The 24,281-nt window shown below is 62.6% G+C and carries 19 protein-coding genes; 5 read left to right on the plus strand and 14 right to left on the minus strand.

Annotated elements, in window-relative coordinates; all coding sequences use genetic code 11:
- Positions 1-23: 23 nt before the first annotated feature.
- From EKO19_RS19215 to EKO19_RS19240, 6 genes are read right to left on the minus strand one after another with little or no spacing between them, the layout of a single operon-like run.
- Positions 24-767 (minus strand): hypothetical protein, encoded by a 744-nt coding sequence (locus tag EKO19_RS19215; protein ID WP_129778059.1) that lies wholly within the window; start codon positions 765-767, stop codon positions 24-26.
- Positions 768-780: 13 nt separating this feature from the next.
- Positions 781-2,394, minus strand: a complete 1,614-nt coding sequence (locus EKO19_RS19220; RefSeq protein ID WP_157995337.1) for a putative porin — start codon at positions 2,392-2,394, stop codon at positions 781-783.
- A gap of 51 nt (positions 2,395-2,445) precedes the next feature.
- Positions 2,446-3,138, minus strand: a complete 693-nt coding sequence (locus EKO19_RS19225; RefSeq protein ID WP_129778061.1) for an energy transducer TonB — start codon at positions 3,136-3,138, stop codon at positions 2,446-2,448.
- A gap of 24 nt (positions 3,139-3,162) precedes the next feature.
- Positions 3,163-3,570 carry an ExbD/TolR family protein gene (locus EKO19_RS19230; protein ID WP_129778062.1) on the minus strand — a complete coding sequence of 136 codons (408 nt, stop codon included), beginning with the start codon at positions 3,568-3,570 and terminating at the stop codon, positions 3,163-3,165.
- 3 nt (positions 3,571-3,573) lie between these two features.
- Entirely contained in the window at positions 3,574-5,421 is a 1,848-nt protein-coding gene (locus EKO19_RS19235; RefSeq protein WP_129778063.1) for a DUF2341 domain-containing protein, read from the minus strand.
- Positions 5,422-5,456: 35 nt separating this feature from the next.
- Positions 5,457-7,094 (minus strand): ShlB/FhaC/HecB family hemolysin secretion/activation protein, encoded by a 1,638-nt coding sequence (locus EKO19_RS19240; protein WP_157995338.1) that lies wholly within the window; start codon positions 7,092-7,094, stop codon positions 5,457-5,459.
- Positions 7,095-7,494: 400 nt separating this feature from the next.
- Between EKO19_RS19240 and EKO19_RS19245 the strand changes: the two genes are divergently transcribed.
- Entirely contained in the window at positions 7,495-9,879 is a 2,385-nt protein-coding gene (locus EKO19_RS19245) for a TonB-dependent receptor (protein ID WP_129778065.1), read from the plus strand.
- 39 nt (positions 9,880-9,918) lie between these two features.
- On the opposite strand, the gene EKO19_RS19250 is transcribed toward EKO19_RS19245, so the two are convergent.
- The 5 genes from EKO19_RS19250 to EKO19_RS38625 form a co-directional block, all read right to left on the minus strand.
- Complete coding sequence (locus EKO19_RS19250; RefSeq protein ID WP_129778066.1) at positions 9,919-10,308, minus strand: hypothetical protein; 390 nt, start codon at positions 10,306-10,308, stop codon at positions 9,919-9,921.
- A gap of 14 nt (positions 10,309-10,322) precedes the next feature.
- Positions 10,323-11,759 carry a DUF1501 domain-containing protein gene (locus EKO19_RS19255; protein ID WP_129778535.1) on the minus strand — a complete coding sequence of 479 codons (1,437 nt, stop codon included), beginning with the start codon at positions 11,757-11,759 and terminating at the stop codon, positions 10,323-10,325.
- Between the two features lie 35 nt (positions 11,760-11,794).
- Positions 11,795-14,089 carry a DUF1549 and DUF1553 domain-containing protein gene (locus EKO19_RS19260; RefSeq protein WP_129778067.1) on the minus strand — a complete coding sequence of 765 codons (2,295 nt, stop codon included), beginning with the start codon at positions 14,087-14,089 and terminating at the stop codon, positions 11,795-11,797.
- 12 nt (positions 14,090-14,101) lie between these two features.
- On the minus strand, positions 14,102-16,699 hold the full coding sequence (locus tag EKO19_RS19265) for a TonB-dependent receptor (RefSeq protein WP_175597112.1): 2,598 nt from the start codon (positions 16,697-16,699) through the stop codon (positions 14,102-14,104).
- A gap of 225 nt (positions 16,700-16,924) precedes the next feature.
- Positions 16,925-17,146 carry a hypothetical protein gene (locus EKO19_RS38625; protein WP_175597075.1) on the minus strand — a complete coding sequence of 74 codons (222 nt, stop codon included), beginning with the start codon at positions 17,144-17,146 and terminating at the stop codon, positions 16,925-16,927.
- 48 nt (positions 17,147-17,194) lie between these two features.
- On the opposite strand from EKO19_RS38625, the gene EKO19_RS19270 reads away from it, so the two are divergent.
- From EKO19_RS19270 to EKO19_RS19280, 3 genes are all read left to right on the plus strand, one after another.
- The gene (locus tag EKO19_RS19270; RefSeq protein WP_217705456.1) at positions 17,195-18,268 is read left to right on the plus strand and encodes a sigma-54 interaction domain-containing protein; all 1,074 of its coding nucleotides are present in this window, start codon (positions 17,195-17,197) and stop codon (positions 18,266-18,268) included.
- Positions 18,253-18,840: a DUF4126 domain-containing protein gene (locus tag EKO19_RS19275; RefSeq protein ID WP_129778070.1), complete on the plus strand. Its 588-nt coding sequence runs from the start codon at positions 18,253-18,255 to the stop codon at positions 18,838-18,840. The genes EKO19_RS19270 and EKO19_RS19275 overlap by 16 nt, the downstream gene beginning before the upstream one ends.
- Positions 18,841-18,905: 65 nt before the next feature.
- Positions 18,906-20,654 carry a DUF885 domain-containing protein gene (locus EKO19_RS19280; protein WP_129778071.1) on the plus strand — a complete coding sequence of 583 codons (1,749 nt, stop codon included), beginning with the start codon at positions 18,906-18,908 and terminating at the stop codon, positions 20,652-20,654.
- On the opposite strand, the gene EKO19_RS19285 is transcribed toward EKO19_RS19280, so the two are convergent.
- Positions 20,626-21,603 carry a DMT family transporter gene (locus tag EKO19_RS19285; RefSeq protein ID WP_129778072.1) on the minus strand — a complete coding sequence of 326 codons (978 nt, stop codon included), beginning with the start codon at positions 21,601-21,603 and terminating at the stop codon, positions 20,626-20,628. The genes EKO19_RS19280 and EKO19_RS19285 overlap by 29 nt on opposite strands.
- Positions 21,604-21,657: 54 nt before the next feature.
- A complete protein-coding gene (locus tag EKO19_RS19290) occupies positions 21,658-22,404 on the minus strand; it encodes an AraC family transcriptional regulator (protein ID WP_129778073.1) in 747 nt (248 codons plus the stop codon).
- 148 nt (positions 22,405-22,552) lie between these two features.
- Here EKO19_RS19290 and EKO19_RS19295 point away from each other — a divergent pair, with 148 nt between their 5' ends.
- Entirely contained in the window at positions 22,553-22,930 is a 378-nt protein-coding gene (locus EKO19_RS19295) for a YciI family protein (protein ID WP_129778074.1), read from the plus strand.
- On the opposite strand, the gene EKO19_RS19300 is transcribed toward EKO19_RS19295, so the two are convergent.
- On the minus strand, positions 22,920-24,275 hold the full coding sequence (locus EKO19_RS19300) for an alpha/beta hydrolase (RefSeq protein ID WP_129778075.1): 1,356 nt from the start codon (positions 24,273-24,275) through the stop codon (positions 22,920-22,922). The genes EKO19_RS19295 and EKO19_RS19300 overlap by 11 nt on opposite strands.
- Positions 24,276-24,281 lie beyond the last annotated feature (6 nt).

A 24,281-nucleotide genomic window follows, 5' to 3' on the forward strand; every position in this document is an offset into this window, starting at 1 on the left:
CGTTGTTATCCAGGGGACGGCGCTCAGCCGGGCGGAGTGCGCCCGGTGCTGTCCGGCCCATTGCTGTTGGACTTATTGGCGGCGTCCTTGCGCAAGCTGTTCTGCATCTGTTTTTCCAGGCTCGGCGGCAGCGTGTCCTCGTGCATGCGCTGGCTGCGCAGCCGGTCCTCGAACTCCTGCATCAGGTTCTGCAGCTTCACTTGCTGGAGCTGCAGTACCGGCTCGCGCTTGGTGAAGCTGTTGAAGTCCTTGTCGCGATACATCGTGATCAGCTCCTGCGAGACCTTGTACATCTCCTGATTCCGGTCACGGCACAGACCGACCAGCTCCTGCTTCAGCGCCGAGTTCTTCTCGGCGTTGTCGAGCATGGACTTCATGTTCTGCACGGCCTGCGAGCTGCGCGCGCTATCGGCGCGCAGTCGTTCCAACTCTTCGCGCGTGTCTTTCAACTGTTGGGTCGTTTGATTGAGCCGGCTGGTCTTCGCCACCAGCTCGGCCTCATTGGAGTGGTTGTCGCCCTTCACTTGCACGGCTTGCTGACGCATGCGGTCGAACTCCACACGCTGCCCGTCCAGTTGCGCCTGCAGGCGCGCCAGCTCGCTGCGCAACGAATTGCGCTCCTGCTCGCTCTGGCGCAGTTGCATCTGGGTCCGGCGCAGCACGTCGTTGTCGGCGTTCTGCGCGTGGGCCAGAGAAACACTGGCCAGGACGCCGCAGATCGCCAGCGCCAGGAAATGTTTATTGGAGATCACTTTGCTGGTGGTCATGCTGATTGCTCCGTCAGAAGCGCGCGTTCACATCGAGCAGCACCACGTCGGTGCTGAACGGCGGCCGGTCGATGGAGTCGGCGCTGTCCCATTCCAGGGTCAGCCAGGTATTGCGTGTCAGGCCGTAGCTGGCCTCGACCGCGTAACCCTTCAGGTCCGTGCCGCCATACACGCCGAAGTCCGAATCGGTGAAGGCCGCGAGCACGGCATCCGTCTCGAGCTTTCGATACGTCGCGGCGAAGCTCCAGTCATGACGATCGGCGATGCGAACGTCGCCGACCTGGATGCGAGCCTGCCAGCCGGTGTCGCCGGCCGGCACGCCTGGCTCGCCGCGCAAGCGATCGATCTCGGCGGTGTCGAGCGCACGATTGCGCACGTAGTCGCCAGTGAAGCGCACGGCCTTGCCGTCGCCGAAGCGATACGCCACATCCGCGGTGATGTTCATCAGCTCGAACTTGGACGCGAGACCCGCAAGCGTGGTCAAGCCATCGGTGCGCATGTTGAACACTGAGTTGCCCGGTCCCAGAATCGGCGGCCGGGTGAAGTCGTTGAGACGCGAGCCGTCCGGCGGATTGAGCTTGCTCTGCACGTTGTCGAAGTCGTAGTACGCACCGGCCAGCGTGAATTCGAGATTGCCGAACGTGAGTTTGCTGCCGAGCTGGCCGGCGTACAGCCAGCTGTCGGATTCCACATCCAGCTCACGCAGCGGGAACGCACCGCCATTCAAGAACACGGTCGCCGGACCGAACGGCTGACGGAACTGCGCGGCCACGCCTTCCATGCGCAGATCGGTGTCCCACACCAGGTCGGTGGAGAAGAACGGATTCGCCATGCGACCGCCGATCAATGTCAGCTGCTTGAACGGCTGCGCTTCGATATAAGCCAGATCGATCCAGCCGGCGTCCTTGGTAAAATAGTCGCCGAAAGTCTTGTTCGTGGAGATGGGCCCGTTGTCCTGACCGGAAGCCAGGCCGATGCCGACCTTCACGCCGTCCGTCACTTTGGCGGTGAGCTCCATGCGGGCGCGATAGCGCACCCGATTGCGATCTTCGGTGGCGTTCACGAACGGGAAGCCGTCGGCGGTGGTCACGCCACCTGCATTGTTGATGGCCTGCACGTCCGGCACGAACGGAAAGTTGCCGCTGTCGAAGAAATCGCCGTGATAGCGCAGACGGAAATCGCCGCTCCACGAAATGCGATCGAGCCATTCGGGCAGCGCGTCCGGCGTGCCCCAGCGTTCGTTCTTCGCCTGCGTGGTGATTTCCTTGCGCAACTCCTCGCGCATTTCGTTCTTCACGCTTTCCGGAACGTACGGCACGCGCACCTGATTGCTCGGCGGCGGCGTCTGACGCTGGCGAGCCAGCGAGGCTTCGCGTTCGGCCGCATCGAGCAGCTGTTGAGCGCGCTCGAGCGTGATGACGCCTTCGCGCACCAGCTCTTGAATCAAGGCGATGGTGACCGACGATGTCTGTGCAGCGGACGCCGCTGCCGTCGACTCCGCCGCTTGCACCTGCTCCGACGGCGTCTGCGTCTGCGCATGCACCTGGTGGCTCGCCGCCGCGCCGAGGAGGATCAGCGCACAAGCATGCGCCAGCTTTTGATTCGCCACCGGATTCTGATTGCCCATGATAGGTCGCCCTTCGTACCGTTCGTTATCCATATAAAAGAGTTGCGCGAGCTAATCCTGAGTCGCGCGGATATTGATGCCCGTCACCATGAGCGGCTTGACGTTCGCCGGCCGGCCGCGGGACAGCGGCGGCAAGCGGCTGAGCACGTCGCGGATGGCCGCGTCGAGCTCCTTGTTGCCCGTGGAGCTCTGCAACTCGGCCCGCTCAAACTTGCCGTTCGGATCGATTACAAACAACACTTCGAGATAGCCCGCCGCCGTGCTGGTGCGAGGATCGGCACGCAGCGCGCGCCGCACGTGAGTTGCCACGAACGCATCCCAGCTGCCGCCGCCACCGCCACGACCGAACAAACCGCCGCCCTTGCCCGCCGCCAGATGAAAACTGTCGGCGCCGATGTCGGCGGCACGGTTCAAGCCCGCCGCCAGATCGGTGCTCGGCTCGGGCGATGAGGTCTCGCTCACTTCCTGCACGTCCTGCTGAACCTCGGCCTCCTGTTTCGGCTCGATGATCTTTTCCGGCTCCGGCAGTTTTTCTTGCTGCGGCGGTGGCGGTGGCGGTGGCGGCGGCAGCATCGTGATCTGTTGAGTCACGTACTGCTTCGGCACCGGCGGCTCGCCCCGGTTGAGCACGAAGAAACCGATGACGAACGCGATGCCCGCCAGCACCAGCAACAGGCCCACTGGAATGCGCCGGCGCGGTGGCGGCGGAAGCGGAAAATTGGGAGAGATCCCCGGAGTAGTCATGAATGCGACGCTCATTGCCAATGACTACTGCGCCGGCGCCTGCCGCTCGCTCACCAGACCGAGCTGGGTGATCTGCAGCTTGGCGCAGATATCCAGCACTTCCATGATGCGTCCGTACTGCGCCGTGCGATCGCCCTTGATCACCACCGGGAACTCCGGCGTCACGGCCTGATACGAACGCAGCTGCGACTCCAGCTCCGTCATGGTCACCGGGAACGTGTCGAGGAACACGCGCCCGTCGTTGGTGATGGAAATGGCCTTGGTGGTCGGCTTCGCGAGGCTCTGCGCCGCGCTCGCCTTGGGCACGCTGATCTTGATTCCCTGCACCGAAGCGGTAGTCATGATGATGAAGATGACCAACAGCACGTAGGCCAGATCCAGCATCGGCGTGATGTTGATGTCGTCATAGGGCTTGTTGGTGTGAACTTTCATGACTTATCGTCGGTACAGCTCGGTCATCTTGCTGACGAACTCGTTGGCAAACACGGCCATCTCGGCAGTGATGTTGCTGATGCGCGTGGTCAGATAGTTGTATGCAAACAAGGCGGGAATGGCGACCGCGAGGCCGGCGACCGTGGCCATCAACGCCGCCGCGACACCCGGAGCGATTGCGTTGACGTTCACGTCGCCGGCCGCCGCGATGGATGCGAACGTGATCATCACGCCCACGACCGTGCCCAGCAGCCCGAGGAACGGACCGCCCGAGATGGCGATGGTGAGAAACACCATTTGTTTGTTGAGCAGTTGCTGTTCGCGGATCTGCGCCGAATCCAGCGAGGCACGCAGCGCCTCTGCGGTCTGCGAGTCGATCGAGAACGGCGAGAGTGTGGTCGCCATCGCGATGCGCTGTTCGATTTCAGCCGCGCCGGTGCCGTAGATGCGGAAGATCGAAGAGTCGGCGAGCTTGGCCGCGGCCGGCGTCGTCGGGATGGGCTGCACGCCGAGGTTGCCCGACTGCTTCTGCCGCGCGAGCGCCAGATACAGTTCCTGGAATTCTCGCAGGAAGCCCTGGTTGGCTTTGTCCACGCGACTCACATAGTCGAGGCGGCTCCAGATCACGATCACGCTGATGACCAGCATCACGCCGAGCAGCGCGATCACCACCCAGCCGTCGACGGTCACGGCGCTGAGCAGAATCGTGAAGTAACCGCCGCTGAACCAGTCGCCGCGAATCTCGGCCTTCGGCGCGAAGCTGATGAAGGAAGCATCCCTGCCCTGCGTCGCCGCCGCGAAGGCCAGCGACTGCGGCGTGCGGGGCGCGTTGGACATCGTCAACTCGTCCAGCGAGCCGATGAAACCGGCGTTCGAGCTGGCCGCGACCGAATGCAGGCCGGCGACCGCCAGGGCCTGCGAATCGGCGCCGATGGTCGACTCACCGCCCAGCTCCGGCAGCTTCGCCACCAGCACTGCGGCTTCGATGCCGTTTACATACAAACGAATCGAGTCGGAAGCGACCACGGCCAGGTGCAACCAGGACTGCGATTGCACGGGACTGGGTGCAATCGTCTCCTGCGCATTCCCGGCCGCGTCCACCACCCGAACGAACGGACGGTTCTGATCGAGGCCGATCAGCAAGCGCGCCGGGGAAGTTTCGCCGGCGGCGCTCAACTTGGTGAACACGACGGAGCGGGCTTGCGGACGCTCGGCCTCCGGCTTGATCCATGCGGACCAGGTGAGCGGCGCGCCTGCAGGCAGGCTCAGCGATGCCGACGGAGCGATCCGCACGTGCATGTTGCCGTTGAACTGTGCGCCTTGACGGATCAGCGCTTCGAACGAAGGCATCGCGGTCGAGCTGACGGCGTTGTTGCCGTTCGCAGTCTGATCGCGCGGCGGACCTGCGGTCTCGTTGAAGTGATACACCAGCGCCGTCTCGCCATCGTAAGTGGCGGGCGCGTTGCTGACGCCGGTGGCCTGTTCGTTGCCGTAGTACAGCCAGATGTGTTGCGGCTTGCCGGGTTCGACCGTCGGCACGTCCACCCAGATGTAGGCGAGGCTCGCGACGCCGTCGAATGTTTCGATGTGATAGTTCAGCGGCGTCTGATCGTCGGCCGCGACGAAGCGCAAGTCGGTGCCATCGCTGCGTGCATCGAGGAACGCGAAGTTGCCCTCGTGCAGACGCACCAGCAGGGGCACGCGCGTCAGCGACTCGCCCGGTGGCACGGTGAGCCGACCCGGATCGAGCGTGATCTGCGTGCGGAAGTTCCAGTCCTCGTTCCACCATGCCCAGCAGGCATGCGGCAGGCCCAACAGGCCGAGGAACAGGAGCACGATCGACTTCTTCATCTAATATTTCTCAGGCTTGGGAATAGTCGTGGGGATCAGAACTCGGCCCAGATGCGGAACTGCGCGCGGTACTGGTCGTTGATGTCCAGATCCAGCTCTTCTTCGTCCTTGAGCGGCTTGGCCAGCAACAACATCGCGTTGTAGTTGTCGAACATGCGCAGCCGCGTGCCGAGTCCATAGCTCGCGATCTCGATGCGATCGGTCTGCACACCGTTCACGTCGGCGAGCGGGTTTTCGATATAGACCTTGCCCCAGTCGCCGAACGCGAACACACGCCATTCATTGAAGGACGAGCCGAAGCGACCCGACAGCGACGGTGTTTCCAATTGCAGCGACGCACGCATGCCCGAATCGCCGAGCACCTGCGATTCGGCATAACCGCGGACGCTGTCGAATCCGCCGACGCTGAAGCCTTCGTTGCTGATCAGCGGCTCATCGGCGAGCTGCGCCGAGAACGACAGGATTCCCAGGAAATCCTTCGGCAGCTTCTGTGTACGAGTCACGTCCGCGCGCAGATACATGAAGTTCGCGCGCGCTTCGTCACGCTTGCGGGCAAACTCATCGTTGCTGGAAGCCAGACCGCGCGTGCCCCAGGTCAGGCCGGTGTGGAAGTCGGTCGAGCCCATCCCGTCCAGCGCCGACATCGAGTACTCGAGCGTCAGCGGGATGTAGTCGATGGGCGTGGCCGCCTTGTCGGCGCCGAGAATCAAATCTTCTTTGAAGTTCTTGTAGTCCAGACCCGCAAGGACCGAATGCGTGAACGAGTCGCCCGCTCCCGGCAGCGGCAGCACCGCACGCACGCCTACGATGTCGCCTTTACCCAGCACATCGATGCCGCTCACGGCCGCGACGTCGCTGTCCGAATGCATGCCGTACACCACCAGGCTCGCCTTCGTGCCGGGCAATGGCGCGAGATACGAGGCCGAGACGAGGAAAGATTCCTTCAGCTCCTCAGGCGTCGCTTGCACTTGCAAGCTCAGGCTGTGATCCCGCTGCCACAGATTCGCGTAGCTCACCGACGCGACGGCGCGCAAACGGCTGGTCTGGGTGCTGTAACGATCGTTGACCTCGAAGCTGCCATGCATGGGCGCGTGGTCTTCGACTTCCAGATCGACGTCGACGGTGCCGGGCGTGGAGCCGGCTCGCAGCGTCGGCGTAATCGTGCGATCGCGTGCGTTGTTGATCGTCGCGATGTCTTTCGCGACCAGGTCATAGCGCGGCACCTTGCCTTCGGCCAGCGACGGCACGCGGTCGCGAATCAGATCGGGCGAATAATATTTGGAGCCGGTGACTCGCAGTCTGCCGACGCTCAACTCCACGACGTTGAAACGTACGACGCCGGTACGCACGTCCTGCTCGGGAATTTCGACCGCGACGGTCTCGTAACCCAGCTTGCGATACTTCTGTTCGAGCGCGGTGCGCGCCTGCTGGATCTCCACTACCGAGCGCTGCGGCCCGAGAAACGGCTGCACCGCTGTTTCGATATCGGCCGCGCTGAGCACGGTGTTGCCGTCGATCCGATACTCGAGGACATCGACGCGACGCTCTTCAGGCGCCGACGCCGTTTCAGCCGATGCATCAGCCTCTTGCGCCGACACTTGAGCCGCCGCGCCCAGTTGCAGAGCGCCGATGAAGAGAGCCGCGCCCAAGGCGCGGTCGGAAACCAGTAGCACGTCGAAGCCCCTCCCAAATCCCGCGATTGGCTGGCGTACCCGGTTTATTAATAAGAGTGGCGCCCGCCGACGGCCTGCGGGCGTCTTGCACCCGTCAGTCCTGACAAATACCTTACAGATACCGTCAGGGCGCGATTCTTTCAGCTCATTGTTACTGGATTCTTACAAATTCCTGACGACTAGTCAGATTCGGAAAAGGGGCCGGGCCGCGCCGGGAGCGAGCTGGGTTATAGCCGAGTCACATTCCCGCGCATGCTGCTCTGATCGCAGCCCGGTATGAGCAGTGACTCAAACGTTACCGTCGCCTGACTGAATAGATACCGGCGACCTCCTACGATGTTTACATCGACAGCAGCCACAGACGCGCTGCTGCGCTGGCCATCATCGAAGGAATAGAACAATGCGCAGACTATCGTTACTCGCCCTGATCGTTGCGGGAGGCGCGAGCACCGCACACGCGGACGCGAATCCCGACACGAATGTCTCCGCCGATTCGCAGATCGAGAGCGTCACCGTGACCGCACGCCGTCGCGAAGAAGCCGTTCAAGATGTGCCGCTGGCGGTCTCCGTGCTGAACGCCGATAAGATCGAATCCACCGGCACCATCAACGTCGGACGGCTCTCGCAGCTGCAGCCTTCGGTGCAGTTCTATTCCAGCAACCCGCGCAATTCCAGCGTGAACATTCGCGGCCTCGGCACGCCGTTCGGTTTGACCAACGACGGCATCGAGCCGGGCGTCGGCATCTACATCGATCAGGTCTATTACAACCGCAACGCCACCGCGACTTTCGACTTCCTCGACGTCGAACAAGTCGAAATCCTGCGCGGCCCGCAAGGCACGCTGTACGGTAAGAACACGACCGCCGGTGCTGTAAACATCACCACGCGCAAGCCGACCTTTACTCCCGAAGCCCGCATCGAGCTGACTCGCGGCAACTACGATTACACACAGAGCAAGGCGTCGGTGTCCGGTCCGCTGATCGGCGACAAGCTCGCGGGTCGACTGAGCACGTCGTACACCTCGCGCGAGGGCACGATCTATAACGTCACTACCGGTCAACACATCAACGAGCTGGACAACCTGGGCGTGAAAGGCCAGTTGCTGTGGCAGGCGAGCAATGGCTTCAAGGTGACCTTCTCGGCCGACTACACCGAGCAGGATCCGCTCGGCTATGGCCAGGTGTGGGCGAAGACCGGCTCGACGCAGCGGGCGCCCGCTCGTCAGTACGCCGCGCTCGCCGCCGCGTCCAACAACTATCAGCCGCCCAGCTTCAATCCGTTCGATCGGCTCACCGACCTGGACTCCGAGCTCAGCGCCACTCAGCAGTTTGGCGGCGCGTCGGTGCTGGCCGAATGGAAGATCGGTCCGGGCCTGCTCACCTCCGTGACCGCGTACCGCAAGTGGGATTGGGGCCCGTCGAACGATCGCGATTTCGTCGGCTTGCCGATCACCACCATTTCCGAGAACCCGTCCAAGCAACGCCAATACTCGCAGGAGCTGCGCTATTCGGTGGCCGGCGAAAAGATCGACTACGTCGCCGGTGTGTACGGCTTCTATCAAACGGTCGATACCAACGGCGTGCAGGAGCAAGGCCCGCTCGCGAGCCGCTGGCTGCTGAGCGGTGCGAACGCCAACAATCCTGACATTCTGAACGGCCTGCGCTCGGAGAACGACATCGGCCTGAAGAACACCAGCGTCGCGGCCTTCGGCCAGCTCACCTGGCACATCACCGACGATCTGCGTCTGCAGCCGGGCCTGCGCGTCAACTACGACAAGAAGGAAGGCAAATACATCGCGACGGTGACGAACGGGACCAACACCGCGCTCACCGCCGCGCAGCTCGGCGTGCTCGCGCCGCAGAGCTACCGGCCCGTGTTCGACGACACCAACGTGTCGGGCGACTTCACCGTGTCCTATGACGTGAGCGACGATGTGCTCGCGTATGTGACTTACGCGCGCTCGTTCAAGTCGGGTGGCATCAACCTGTCTGGCTTGCCGCTGGATGCGAACAATCAACCGATCACGGCGGTGGAAACCGTCGAGCCGGAAAGCACCAATCATTACGAGGCCGGTCTCAAGACGCAGCTGTTCTCGCGCAGCGTGACGCTGAATCTGTCCGCGTTCTGGACCGACATCAGCGATTATCAGGCGACGGTCACCAACAGCCAGGCCAACGTGATTCGCGGCTATCTCGCGAACGCCGACAAGGTTCGCGTGCGTGGCGTGGAGCTGGAGTTGAATACGCGCCCCATCGACAGCTTGCTGCTGTACGCAAACGGCTCGTACACGGATCATGAGTATGTGAAGTTCCCGGACGCGCCGTGCCCGCCGGAACTGTCGGGCGGCCAGGCGGCCTCCGCTGCGAATCCACCGAGTGCGCCCGGCACGCCGAATGGATTCAGCCCGGCTTCGTGCGATATCTCGGGTCAGTGGCTGCCGGGCATTTCGAAGGTCGCGCTGTCGTATGGATTGGAATATGAGCTGCCCATCTCCGCGCTCGGCGAGGATGGCGGCGTGTACTTCGCCTACGACGGCAGCTATCGCTCGAGGTTCTCGTCGAATCCGTCGCGCTCCATCTACACCGACATCGGCGGCTATGGGCAGTCGAACTTCCGCGCCGGCGCCCGCTTCGGCACTGGCTGGAACGTGTATGGCTGGGTGCGTAACGCGTTCGCCAAGGACTACCCCGAGTTCTATTCCACGCAGTCGGGCAGCACCGGCCTGGTCGTCGCGCAGCTGGGTGATCCGCGCACCTACGGTTTGACGGTCAACAAGCAGTTCTGATCGAGAGGCGCACGGCAATCCCGCCGTGCGCCTTTTTTCTCAGGGCTTGTAGATCTGATGACAAGCCTTGCAGTTCCTGGCCGTGTCGCGGGCCGCGGTAATCGCAGCCTCCTGGTTCTTGCTGTCCAACGCGGCGAGCACGCGCGCGATCGTCACCTGTCCTTCAGCGGCAATCTTCACCGCATCTTCGACATTGCCCTTGGCGACGAAATAGTCGTGCACGTACTGCAGCCCGCCTCGTAACACTTCGGCACTGGAGCGCGCCGAATCGAAGTTACCGACCACCAGCACGGGCTCCAGATCCTTGAGCGCGTGCTCCATGTCCTGCATCAGATACCAATCGATGTCGCTGGTATCGATCTCGGCCAGCGCCATCCGACCGGGCATGAGCGCGCACAGCGCCATGCCCGCAATTGCAGCGAGTCGCATCCGATCGGCCCGCCCTATGCCAATAGATCCTTGACCACCGAGCCGTACACCACCGTCGGGCGTTCGGCGCGGCCGTTGTGCAGGAAGATGGTTCTGAGATGGTCGAGGCCCAGCAGTTGCAGAACCGTTGCATGCAGATCGTAGGTATCGACCTTGACGTCACTCACGGCTTTCAAACCGATCTCGTCGGTCGCGCCCACGGTCGTGCCCGCCTTCACACCCGCTCCAGCGATCCACTGCGTGTAACCCCACGGATTGTGATCGCGGCCATCGCCGGACTCACCCCACGAGGTGCGGCCGAACTCCGACGCCCACACCACGACCGTCGACTCCAACAGCCCGCGCGATTTGAGATCGGCGAGCAGGCCTGCCACCGGCTTGTCCACCATCCGCGCCATCGCACTGTGATTCTTTTCGATCTCGTTGTGCGCATCCCAATCCTTCACGCCACCGGACTCGCCCGAGACCACTTGGATGAACCGCACGCCCCGCTCCACGAGCCGGCGGGCGCGCAGCAGATTGGTGCCGTACGCAGCCGAAGCGGCATCGTTCAAACCATAGAGTTCCCTGGTCGCTGCCGATTCGCTCTTGAGATTGACGGAGTCGGCGGCCGCCTTCTGCATGCGAAACGCCAGCTCATTGGCTTCGATACGCGCACGCAGCTCGGTGTCGTGCGGGTAGCGATCCGCACGATGCTCATTCAGGCGCTTGAGCAGATCCAGACTGTTGCGCTGCTGCTCGATGCTGGTCAGCTTGGGACGATCCAGGAACAGGATGGGAGAATCGCCCTGTTGAAACGGCGTGCCTTGATACACCGCCGGCAGGAAGCCGGAGGCGAAGTTCACCGCCGATCCTCCTTCCAGACCGCGCCCGCCGTTCGACAACACGACGTAGCCCGGCAGGTCCGGGTTCTGCGTTCCCAGCGCATACTGCACCCACGCACCCAGCGACGGGCGCCCCGGATTCAGCTCGCCGGTATTGAGCTTGAGAATGGAGATGTTGTGAGTGGCGCCGATCGTGACACTGGATTTGATGAAAGCCAGATCGTCGGCTTGCCGCGCCAGATTCGGTAACAGATCCGAAAACCAGGCACCGCTCTCGCCATGTTGTCTCCAGCTGCGCTTGGTCGCGATCAGCTTGCCGACACCACCGGTGGTACTGGTGCGAATGCCGGAAAGAAACGACTGCGGCACCGGCTGACCGGCCAGCTTGACCAGCTCCGGTTTGTAGTCGAACAGATCGACGGTGCTCGGCGCACCGGCCATGTGCAGCCAGATCACCGACTTTGCCTTGGCCGCAAAATGCGGTGCCTTCGGCGCCAGCGGATTCAGCGCCGGCGCTCCCTCCACCGCGTCGGCGAACGCTCGAGGCCCCAGCATTCCGCCGAGCGCGACGGCACCCAGTCCCTGGGAGGCGTGCGCGAGGAACTCCCTGCGCGACTTGCTCTTGATACTCATACTCGACAGTTCTCCGCTTGCAAAGGGTTTCAATAGCGATAGACAAATTCGTTGGCGGCGACCAGCGAGTGCGTCAGGTCGACGAACGCCGCGAGTCGGACCGGATCGCTCGATGCTGTCGGCGCACGCTTCAGCCCGACGGGCAAGGCCACGGCGAACTGACCGGTCGGCAGCTGGGCACGAATGGCCGCTTCCTGCTGATTCAGAAACTGCGCGAGCACCTGGCTCTCGAACTTGTCCGGCGACCGCGCATACAGAATCCGATACAACCGCTCGAACTGCTCCGCCTGCTTCGAGCCCGCCTCGCTCAGCACTCGGCCCGCCAGTGCTCGCGACCAGTCGAACACCGCGTCGCTGTTGATGAGCACCAGCGATTGCAGCGGGGTCGTCGTCGTCTCGCGCTTGCTGTGGACGACATCGGCCGACGCCATATCGAACGTATTGAGCAACGGGTACGGCTGGCTGCGCTTGGTGAAGATATAAACGCTGCGCCGGTTGTAATCCGCTTCGTCCACCGAGGCACGCCAGTCATAGCGTCCCTGTCGGTTGTCGGTCACCGCGGTGGTGGGAATGGGCGGGAAAACGCTCGGGCCGCCGCGCGTCTCGTTGAGTTTTCCGGAAGCAACCAACAGCGAATCGCGGATCTGCTCCGCATCCAGGCGGATGCGCGGAAACGCACCGAGCAGCTTGTTGTCTGGATCGGCGGCCTGCAGATCCTCTCGATAGGCGGACGACTGCCGATACACGCTGGACAGCAGGATCTGCCGATGCAGCTTCTTGGTGCTCCAGCCCTCGGCGACGAATCGATTCGCCAGGTATTCGAGCAGCTCAGGATGCGTCGGCTCCTCACCGGCGCGTCCGAAGTCGCTGACCGTATTCACGATGCCCCGACCGAAGTACTGCGCCCAGATGCGATTGACATACACGCGCACGGTCAGCGGACTGCTGGAGGCATCGGCAATGAACCCTGCGAGCGCCGTACGACGGCCCGACGAGGTCTGGGTCGGTGCAATCGTCAATTCTTTCTTGCTGACATTGAGGATCGCGGGAATGCCCGGTTGCACCTCATCACGCGGCTGATCGAGCGAGCCCGTGAATAACAGATGAGTCGCGGGTGCCTCGGGATGACCGAGTTCGGTGATCGCCGAGATCGTGTTCGACGTGCCGCGCTTCGGCCGCAGATGATCGAACTTCTTCAATTGATCGTTGAGTGCTTTGTAACGCGCCAGGCGCTCCTTGTCGGCCGGATCCTGGGAATCCTCCAGGTAGTCGGCCAGATTGCCTTCGCTGCGATAAATGTTGTTGCGGTTGTTGACCCAGCGATCCTCGGGCGTCCACTGCTCCTGCGGCTTGCTCAGCGAAGCACGTGTGTTATCGAGGAAGCGCGAGATGTAATGCGCCTCGGCCTTCGCACGCACCTCATCGAGCACAGCCTTACGCTGTGCGCGAATGTCCTTGGTCTGTTCCTGCCAGAGCGCCTGCTGCTTGTCGTACTCCAGCTCGTACGTGCCCTTCGTCGCCGGGATGTCGTCGCGCGCACTGGTGTTCGCGAAGAACGCCTGCAGCTGGAAATATTCCTTCTGCGAAATCCGGTCGACCTTGTGATTGTGGCACCGGGCGCAGCCCACGGTCTGCGCAAGGAACACCGTGCCGACGGTATCGGTCATGTCGGTGGTGTTGTCGTACTTCTTGAGATACAGATCGCGGGAATTGCTGTCGTCCGGGTAGTAACGCAGGAAGCCGGTGGCGATCAGCGCCTGCTGGTCTTCGGGCCACAACTCGTCGCCGGCAATCTGCTCGCGAATGAACCGGTCATAGGGTTTGTCGTCGTTGAAGGCGGCAATCACATAGTCGCGATACCGCCAGGCATTGGGCCGATCTTCGTCGTTGGTGTAGCCGACGCTGTCGGCGTAGCGCGCGAGATCGAGCCAGCGACGTCCCTGGCGCTCGCCGTAGCGTGGTGAGGCGAGCAATCCATCCACCAACTTCTCATACGCCCGCGAGGAGCGGTCGTTGACGAACGCATCCACCTCCTCGGGCGTCGGGATCACGCCCCAGACATCGAGCGTGGCGCGACGAATGAACGCTGCGCGATCGGCGTCCCCGGACGGTTGCAGCTGCTTCTCCTCGAGTTTTGCCAGCACGAACGCATCGATCGGCGTGCGTACCCAGTCTCGATGTTTCACATTGGGAACGACCTCCGAGGCGAGCGGCTGATACGCCCACCACGCACGCGCCTGCGGTTGATCCGCCGCAAATACGACCGTGACCGCCGCGATACTCAGCGACAGCGCGCCACGCACGAGATTCTTCAACAGGGACATGTCATGAGCTCCTTACAACTTGCCGCTGACCACGATGGCCGCCCAACGCGGATCCGCCGGCGTGACCAGGTTCCAGGTTCGTTTGAAGGGCGTGTCGTCGTCGAACACGTTCTTCACCAACAGGCTGATTTCGAATTCATTGTTCTGCAGCGTCGTGGTGGCGATGCCCAGCGACAGATCCGTGATGCTGTGGCCCGGAATCCAGCTGTACTCGGACAGCGCCACGTCGGACTTGTACTTGCTGAGGTAAGCCGTGTTGAAGCTGAAACGGAATTCGCTGCGATCGAAGATGGGATGGCGGTAGTCCGCGCCCACGTTGAATGTGTACTTGGACGCGCCCGGCAACGTCAGGCCCGACGCATCCCGGTATGGAAGCGCCAGATTGCCGCGCTCCTCCGGCTGACCTGCATTGGGAAAGTCGCGGTAGTAGGCATCGTTGTAGGCGCCGGCGAAGCGGATCGACAGATGTTCGATGCCATCGTAGGAGCCGTCGATCTCCAGGCCCTTGGCTCTCACCTTGTTGGCATTGCCGGTGGCCGACATGTAGTAGAGATTGCCGTCGGCGTTCAGACTGGTGGTGTACTCATCGAAGATCTGCACCGCCTGCTGATAGTCCTCGATGTCCGTGACGAACACGTCGGCGTTGAGCGTCAAGGTACGATCGAACAGCGCCGCCTTGACCCCGAGCTCATATGAGCTGTTCTTCTCGGCCTTCGCGGGTGCCGAGACACCGAATCTCGCCTGCGAGATACCGGCCTTCTCGCCGTACTGCCAGGAAACATAGGTGTTCACGTCGTCGTTGATCCGATAGCTCGGGCTCACGACGAACGAGGGTTGCGTGTCCTTCCATGCGGGCGGGCTGAAGTCGTTCCACACGCGGCCGATGCGAGCGGCGCGGATCGATTTGGCCGCGGCCACCTGACGCAGCTGAGCATCGCTGAGTCCTGTGTAGGTCACGACGCCGAAGTATTTCAGCGCAACCGCATTCGCCACGGCGATCTGAGCCGGGTCGGTGGTATTCAGCGCGCCGGTCGATGTCGATGCGAATCCGCCCAGTGGCACGCCATTGACCGCCACCGGATTGAGCTCCGATGCATAGCCCTGCGAATAGATATAGGACGTGCTGTGCGAGGTCTTGCGATCCTCGCGAGTGAAACGCAGCCCGGTGGTCAACGTCAGCGCCGGCGTGAAATGCCAGTTGGCCTGGCCGAACAGCGCCTGGCTGGTGTTATCCAGATCCTGCTTGGGATTGCCGACGATGCCCAGGTGATCGATGGAGTTCTGCATCAGGTAGCGGCCGGCCGCATCCCGATCCAGTGTCGTGTACTGGCTGTTGTTCGCGTACCAGGCGCCGGCGTCCGCGCCGTAAATGGTGAGCGACCCCTGATCTCTCATGCGCGTGTTGATGTAGTACACGCCAGTCTGGTAGTCGACGAAGTCGCCGATCTGCGAGCTCAGACGCAGCTCCTGGCTCACCTGCCGGTAGTCGTGCAGATTGCCGCTGCCGATCTGAATGGCGAACGGCGTGCCCTCGTCGTTGTAACGCGCGTTGAAGTGATAGTCGTTGTAGGCGTTGACGGAAGTGATCGTGTAGCCGTCGCGCTGCCAGTTCAGCTCCAAGGACGCGCCCTTGCTGCCGGTGACCTGCGGGCCCTGGCCGTCGTTGAAGTGATACCTGTTGCTCAGATAGTCGCGCTCGTAATCGAAGTCCTGAAACTGGTCGAACCAGCGCCGTGCCAGACGAGTCGAGGCGTCGGAGCTGCGCGGGTTGGGACTGCCGTCCGCGTAGAACGTCGGCGTCGGTGTGTGCAGCTCCGAACCATTGGAGTTGTCCGTGGTGCGCGGCTGGGAGTTCACGCTCAGTCGCGCCGAGAAGTCGGCGGTCGGCTGCCACAGCAACTGTGCCCGGCCGGACACGCGATCGGTGTTGACGTAGGTGTCATCGGGGCTGCGGTATTTGTTGTCGTAGGCGCCCGCCCCTCTCTGCACGGACAAGGAGCCGCGCCAGGCCAGCACGTCGTCGATGAGCGGGCCGCCGCCGGACGCTCTGCCGATGAATGTCTCGTTGTCGCCGTAGCCCAGCGAATAGCTGGCCTCCGGAGTAAAGGAAGGCCGCTTGGTGATGACGTTGATCACGCCGAGCGTCGCGTTCTTGCCCATCAATGTGCCCTGCGGACCGCGCGTCACTTCCAGCGACGCGACATCGGTGTATTCGACGCTCGCGGCCAGCGGGTTGTAGGCGTAGTTGACGCCGTCGACAATGATGCCGACGCTCGGATCCTGCGCGTGCGTGTTGCTCATCATGCCGATACCGCGAATGGACGCGGCTCGATGCTGAGGGTTGTCTCGTTGCACGAACACGTTGGCAACGCGACTGGCGAACGAGCTCAGATCGACTGCTTCCAGCCGTTGCAGCTGTTCGCCGTTGACGACCGAGACCGACAGCGGCACATCCTGCAACTTCTCCTCGCGGTTACGTGCTGTGACCACGACTGTCGCGAGCGTTCCCCCTTCCACGCTGCGCGCGTCAGTGGCCGCGACGCGGATCGCCTCGCCCTCCGACGTTTCCGCTTCGCTCTCAACATCCTGTCCATACGAAACACCGCTCATCCACAGCGCGCATGGCAGCAGCGCGCTCGCCGCTACGGTGGATATCCCTGGTCGGTGACTGACAACTCTCGAAGCTCTGTTGAACATGACTCTCGTAATCCGCGTGAACCTACAGGCGGCTGAAGAGAGCAACCGTTATGCCAGCGAAGTCGGCGAGTCAGCCGGGCGCCGCGTGCAAGCGCTCAAACCTCGTAGTTAACAGTCTCTGCTGCTCACATGAAAAAATCACATATGGTCATAGCGACCTGAGCCCCACCCTTCAATGGCATTCAGCTGTTGCACCTGAGTCAGCGCCACGCCGGCGCCTGCCTCGTTCGGATCATCGGCAACGTTTGTTTTCAGTAACGAACAAATCACCGCGCGTAACCCGGTGCTCCGATAGAAGCAGCCCGCTGCTGCCGATCGCACACCCCCATGAGTAAATGCATACATCGACTTTTTCTTCACCCGAGCTCGCTGCGATACTGCGCGCACTGGCAAAGCGGACGCGTTCAAGTGACAACGAGAAATGACACGGCATTGGAAATCGACAAGGCCGTCATCTTCAACGATCCCAAATCCCAACAGGTGCTCGCTCAGATCAATCGGGTCGCGCTCGCCGACGCGCCGATCCTGATCGTCGGCGAAACCGGCACTGGCAAGGAATTGCTGGCGCGCCACGTGCACGCACGCAGTGAACGCGAGGGGCCGTTCATCGCGGTGAACTGTGGCGCGGTGACTCAGTCGCTGGCGGAATCCGAGTTGTTCGGTCACCAGGCCGGCTCGTTCACCGGGGCAACAGACTCGCGCGCGGGATGGTTCGAAGCTGCCAACGGCGGCACCTTGTTTCTGGATGAGATCGGCGATCTGCCGCACGCGCTACAGGTGAAACTGCTGCGGGTTCTGCAGGAACGTGAAGTCGTTCGGGTCGGTTCTCGCAAGCCGATTGCCATCGACGTGCGGCTGGTCGCGGCCACCAACGTCGATCTGCCCGAAGCCATCGCCGCCGGACGGTTTCGCGCCGACCTGTTCTATCGTCTGAACGTGATCACGGTGAACCTGCCGCCGTTGCGCGATCGTCCCGGCGACGTGCTGCCGCTCGCCCGGCATTTTGTTTCCGTGTACAGCCGGCGATTGAATGCGCCGCCACCGCTGCTCGCTGCTGAAGCGGCACGCACGCTGCAGCACCATTCCTGGCCGGGAAACGTTCGCGAGCTCGAGAACGTGGTGCACGCCGCAGTGCTGCTGGCGTCGGACGGCGAGATTCAGTCCCAAGATCTGAGATTCGCGAACCTGCCGGGCGCGTTCGGCGGAGCCGCGAACGCAGCTCCGCTCGATCTCATCTCGTATCAGCTGCAACGCTTGTTCTACGAGCCACCGCCGGATCTGCATCGACGAATCGAGGAACTCACTGTGCGCCGGGCCTTCGTCTTCTGCGGCCACAACCAGGTACACACCGCGAAGCTGCTCGGCATGTCGCGCAACGTGCTACGCAAGCTGCTGAAGCGTTTCGGGCTGATCGATATTCAGGCTAGACTGCGGGAACAGAATCTGCCGTCCGATCCTTACTCACCGTGGACCTCTCGCTGAGCACGTTTTTCAGCATCGCGCTGGGCATCGGCCTGGCCGCGGCGACTGGCTTTCGCGTGTTCGTGCCGTTGCTGGTGGCCGGCCTGGCCGCCCGCGCCGGCTATATCCCGCTGATCGACTCGTTCGCGTGGCTGCAAAGCACGCCCGCCCTGTTGGCCCTGGGGACCGCGGCCGTTCTGGAAACCGCCGCGTTTTATATTCCCGGCGTCGATCATCTGCTCGATGTGCTTGCGGGGCCGTTAGCGGTTGTCGCCGGCGTGGTGGCCAGCGCATCGGTCATGGTCGATCTGCCGCCGGAAGCACGCTGGCCCATCGCGCTCATTGCGGGCGGAGGCATCGCCGGCCTCACCAAAGCCGGAGCCGCCCTGTTCCGGGTCAAGAGCACCGCACTCACCGGCGGGTTGGGCAACCCAGTCGTGAGTACCGCCGAGACCGCCAGCGCCGCGACCATCTCGGTGCTCGCGATCCTCGCCCCCATCCTCTGCCTCGTGGCCGCGCTCGCTCTGATCATCTATCTCTTCCGCCGCTCCCGCCGCGCCCAAAGGTCGCTGAACAGACCCGCCGGAGATTAGTGGCGCCTCGCGCAACCTGTTTGCGAGAATGCGCGTCGTAATGCCAATTGCGACGGGGGACGCCAGTGAAGACGTTGAGCACGACGGTAGCGGCAATGGTTGCGTTGTGGGCGGGAGTTGGGAACACGGCGGAGCAATCGGCGCCACCGAATCAGAACACCGCGGCTCGGGTTGTCACGCTCGCGGACAACTATGTGGCTGAGTATGTGAAGACCTTCCCTGAGTCGGCCGTGTTCAGCGGCATGACGCTCGAACATCACGATGGCTTGAGCGACAACTCGCCGGCCGGGCTGAAACGTTGGCAGGCGCTGGAAGATGGCTGGTCGAAGGAGCTGGCCGGGATCGATGCCGCCCAACTGTTTGGCACACCCGAATGGGTGGTGCTGGGTTTCTTGCGTGAAGCGGTGGAATCGTCGCGTCAGTTGCGGGTGTGCAAGTACGAGCTGTGGCCGGTGAATCAGATGTCCGGCTGGCCGTTCCTGACCACTCAGCTCGCCGCCATCCAGCCGGTGGGCTCCGAACAGGCGCGTCGTGAGGCACTGGCTCGCTGGGGCAAGTTGCCGCGCTATTTGAACAATGAGCTGGATAACCTGCGCGAAGGCCTGCGCGCTGGTTACACCACACCCAAAGCGAACGTGCGGCTGTTCATCGAGCAGCTGGATGCCATCCTCGCGAAGCCCGTCGAGGAATGGCCCATGTACAGTCCGGCGTCGCGCGACGAATCGCCGGAGTTCAAGAAGGCCTGGGCCGCCTTGCTGAGCGGTCAGATCAAGCCGGTGGTGGAACGTTACAATCAGTTCCTGAAGAACGAATACCTGGGCAAGGCGCGCGAATCCATCGCCATCAAGGCGCATCCGAACGGCGAGCAATGCTATCAGGCGTCCTTCCGCAGCTACACGACGCTGGATCGCCCCGCCAGGGAAACCTTCGAGCTGGGCCGGCGCGAAGTGGAACGCAATCTGGCCACGGCGCTGGCCATCGGCAAGAAGGACTTCCAGGCCAACGATCTGCCGACGTTGCTGGAGCGTTTGAAACAAGACCCCGCGAACCACTTCACCAGCCGCGATGAGTTGCTGAAGTACGCGCAGGCTGCGGTGGGCCGCGCGAAAGACCACATGTCGAAGTGGTTCTCTCGCGTGCCCAAGGCGGAAGTCATCGTCGAGCCGTATCCGGACTTTCTGGAACAAACCGCCAGCGACAGCTACTGGCCCGCGGCCGAGGATGGCAGCCGGCCGGCCATGTATCGCATCACGCTGTTCCCCTATCAGCAAACGACGCGCGCCAACGCCGAGATCACGGCGTTTCATGAAGCGTACCCGGGCCATCATCTGCAGCTCGCGCTCGCGACCGAGCGCCCCGCCGCTCATCCAATCACGCGTCTGGTCGGCAACTCGGGATTCTCGGAGGGCTGGGCGCGTTACGCCGAGGCGCTGGCGGAAGAAATGGGCCTGTACAGCTCCAACTACGCCCTCGCGAATCGACGCTTATGGCCGGCGCGCGGCATGGTCGTAGACCCCGGCATTCATCTGCTCGGCTGGACGCGCGAGCAAACCGTCAAGTTCGTCGCCGAGAGCGGCCGCTTCGACGACAACACGGCGAAGGCATTAGTGGATCGAGTAGCCATGTGGCCCGGTCAGCTCACCGCCTACGACACCGGCGCCTTGGAATTCTTCGCACTTCGCAAACAGGCTCAGGAAAAATTGGGCTCGCGCTTCGACATTCGCGAGTTCCATACCGTGCTGCTGGAGAATGGCTCAGTGACGTTGCCGATGCTGCGTGAACAAGTCACGCATTGGCTGAAGAGCAAGAACTGATCGTTGCTGCCGTCGGCCGCGCACGTGACCTGGCATGCGCGGCCAGACAGGAAACGACGCTGAGAACCACCAGCGTGAACGCGACGCACTCCAGCGCGGTGGGCCAGCGCCGTTCCCACAGGAAGCCATAGATCAGCGCAAACAGCGTCTCGAACAGAATCATCTGCCCGACCAGCGTCAGCGGCAGCAGCTTGCTCATGCGATTCCACAACGAGTTGCCCAACATCGAGGCGAGAATGGCCACGCCCGCCGACACACCCGCGAGCCTGGTCCACGCGAGCGCCGAATGAGAATCGCTGGAAAGAACCATCGCGACAGGAATCAGCAATAGCGCTTGAGCTCCCGTCACCGCGCCGGTGAGCAGATTCCACTCATGCGCGGATACGTGATCGAGTCGCGCCAGCCAACGACTGTTGCCAACGGCGTAGCACGTCCACGATACCAGCGCGCCAACGCCACACAGCAGTCCTATCACTTGTTTCGTAACGGCCCCCGAGGCTGGCCCGGCAAGTGCCTGCCATCCGATGCAGACTGCGCCCAGCGCGCTGAGCGTCAGTGATGGAATCAGACGGCGCAGCGGCACCGCGCCTTGGTCGCGACTGCCGATGATGGTGACCGCAACCGGCAGGAAGCCGATGATCAGAGACGTCATCGCGATCCCGCCCAGGCGCACCGAGCTCGACAACAGAATGTAGTAAAGCGTGTTGCCGGCGAGCGCCAGCCAACCCAACGCAAGCCACTCGTGTCGTCCCAGCTTCGGTACCAGTCTGTGCCAGATCGGCGCGAGCAGGCACGCCGAGAACAATCCGTAGAACAGATAGCGGCCGATGGTCAGCTGTAATGCGCCGAACTCGCGGACCAGCTCCGGCGCCAGGAAAACCAGTCCCCAGAGCGCCCCCGCGCCGATACCATACGCGACGCCTGCAATTGTCCGCCTGTCGTTGCCCATGCTCGCAAGATAGGTCCAGGCCGGGCGCCCGGTCTTGACCGGGACTCTTGGGGTTTAGTCCCGGACTCTCGTCTGCCGGCGATAGGCCGCTGGCGTCAGCCCGGTCGCCTTGCGCATGGCGCGGGTCAAGGCGCTTTGATCCGCGTAGCCGGCACGATAAGCCAGCTCGGCGATCGACAGCTCGGTATGGATCAACAGGCGACAGACCTGCTCCAGACGCAGGTCCGTGAGCCAGGCGCGAGGCGACTTGCCGAGCGATTCCTGAAAAATGGCATGCAGCCGGCTGGCGCTGACCCCCACCCGCTGCGCCATGATTTCGACCGTCCAGTGCTTGGAGAGATCGCTCTCCATGGCAGTGAGCAACGCAGCCAGCCGTGAAGGTATTTGCGGCTCGTCGCCGAGCAGCGCATCCACCAGCAAGGGAACCCAGAGCTTCAGCTTGTGAGGAAGCACGCGTCCTTTGGTGAGCGACGTTCCCATGTAGTCGACGAGGTTGGCCGCTTCCGGCGTCATCGACATGTACGGACGTGAGGCCAGACGATCCGCGGTTCGTGCATCGAGATCGCGAGGCTGCAGATCCAGAATGAGCGCACGGTTCGCAACGTCGCTCACCTGATCGTGCCGGGAACCCGCTTCGACATAGGCGGCAACCGTTCGATCCAACACGGCTCCGCGCCCGGCGATGTCCATCGACAGCTCGCCCGCCAACGGCAACACGAGCTGAGAGTAGTCGTGAGTATCGAGCGTGCTCTGCGTTCCGTACGAACGCATGGCGATGGAATAGGTGGCGGCGAGCAGCATCGGTCAGAGTAAATCAACTTCTGCTTGTGAGTCGGATCCGGCGCACAGCTGATCGAACCCAAGAAAGTGCCGGAAATTGCGATTGTGCAACTGGTCTGGCTACAGTCGCAACCACTTGCAGAGTGCAACCAGTCAACCCGGAGGGGCCATGAAATTCATCGGTGTCTGCTACTACGATCTCGAAGGCTTCGCGAAGCTGCAGCCCGGCGACTTCCAGAAAATCGGCGAGCTGTGCGCGCCTCATGACGCCCGGCTCAAAGCCTCCGGCAAGGTATCGCTGATTGGTTCGCTGGCCCTGCCAAACGAATTCAGGACGGTGCGCGCCGGCAAGAGCGGAGTAACGGAGCAAGCCGGACCTTATGAACAGACCAAGGAACCGTGGGGCGCGTTCTTCATCGTCGAAGCGCAGAACATGGACGAAGCGGTCCGGATCGCCCGCCTCCACCCCGGCACGCACCTGGGCGAGATCTTCGGCGGCGGTATCGAGGTTCGTCCCATCGAATCGCTCGAACAGCTCAGCGCTTAGTCCCGATCACCGCGATCAAACCATCGGATAAGGTGCCTCGCCAGATCACATAGTCATGCCCGCCCATGAACTCGCGATACGTCACCTCGTAGCCTTTACCTTCGAGCACGGATCGCAGAATTCGATTGGGCAGGAGCATGTCCGCGGACTCCCACGCGCCCACATCCATGTAGAAACGAATCGGCTGGCGCGGCAGCGAGGCGACCTTCTTGATCATCCAGCCGGCGTTCTCGGACAGGAACACCATCTTGTCCACTGACTGGCAGCACTCTGGACTCCACCAGTACGAACCCGACTGCGAAACGACGTTGCCGAACACAGTGGGATTGCTCAGCGCGGTGTAGGTCGCCGCCAGCCCGCCATAGCTGGAACCGGCGACGACATTTCTATTCGGGTCGGCGCTCACGTGGTAGCGCTTCCGGATCAGTGGCAGCAGTTCGTCGCGCAGGAAGCTCTGATACTTGTCGTTGGGCGGCAGTTCCCGGCTGCGCGCGTCGCCATCCGGATCGTTGGTCACACGAGAGTCGATCAGCACCGCGACCATAGGCGGTATCGCCTCGTCGGCGAGCATGTTGTCGAGGATTGTCGGCGTCGGCACGTCGCTCGTATAGGAGAGACGGTCGAACATCAGCAACAGACCATACGCCGCGCCCTGCTTCCGATAGCCCGGCGGCGTGTAGACGGACACTTTGCGCTGATTCGAGAGAATCCTGCTGTCGACGTCGAAGGTCTCGACGTTGCCTCGCGCGATTCCCTCTCTGAATGTGACGAAGGGTTCCACCGGTGCGTCCGGCCCTTCGGCATAAGAGAAGAGCTTGCGCACGCCGTCGCGCTCCTGCGCGTAAGTCCAACGGGCGCGAGGATCGACCACGGCTTCATAAACGAGTCCGTTGCCTGCGGTGAGCCGATGAATGGTGTCGGTGCGTGGCGTAGCGCCTTCCGGCCAGGCCAGGTAGTAAGTAAATCGGGCCTTGCGTGAGATTCGATACGTGCGATACCAGACATCGGTTCTGGCCAGTCGCTGCAATGGATCGCCGACCTGTTCCCACGGAGTCAGCTCGCCGGGAATCACGCGCACGTTGGCCGCGCCCTGATCCGGCAGCCCGCGCCATAGAAATGTCATCAGCACATCGGGCGAGTCGGCGCCCTCGGCGTGTTCGATCAGCGGCGCACGTGATTCGTCGACAGAGCGCCAGAAGTTGCCGGCCGCGGCTCGATCTCCAGCAGCAACGGCGGCCACCAATTGCTGGAGCCGCGGGCTCGACGGCGGCGCATCGATGCCTGCTGGCACCTGCGAGGTCCAGACGAGCAGGCCCAGCGCCAGCACCCGAATCAAAACACTCATGCGGTC

The sequence above is a fragment of the Peristeroidobacter soli genome, assembly GCF_004138485.1.
Lineage (GTDB): Bacteria > Pseudomonadota > Gammaproteobacteria > Steroidobacterales > Steroidobacteraceae > Steroidobacter > Steroidobacter soli.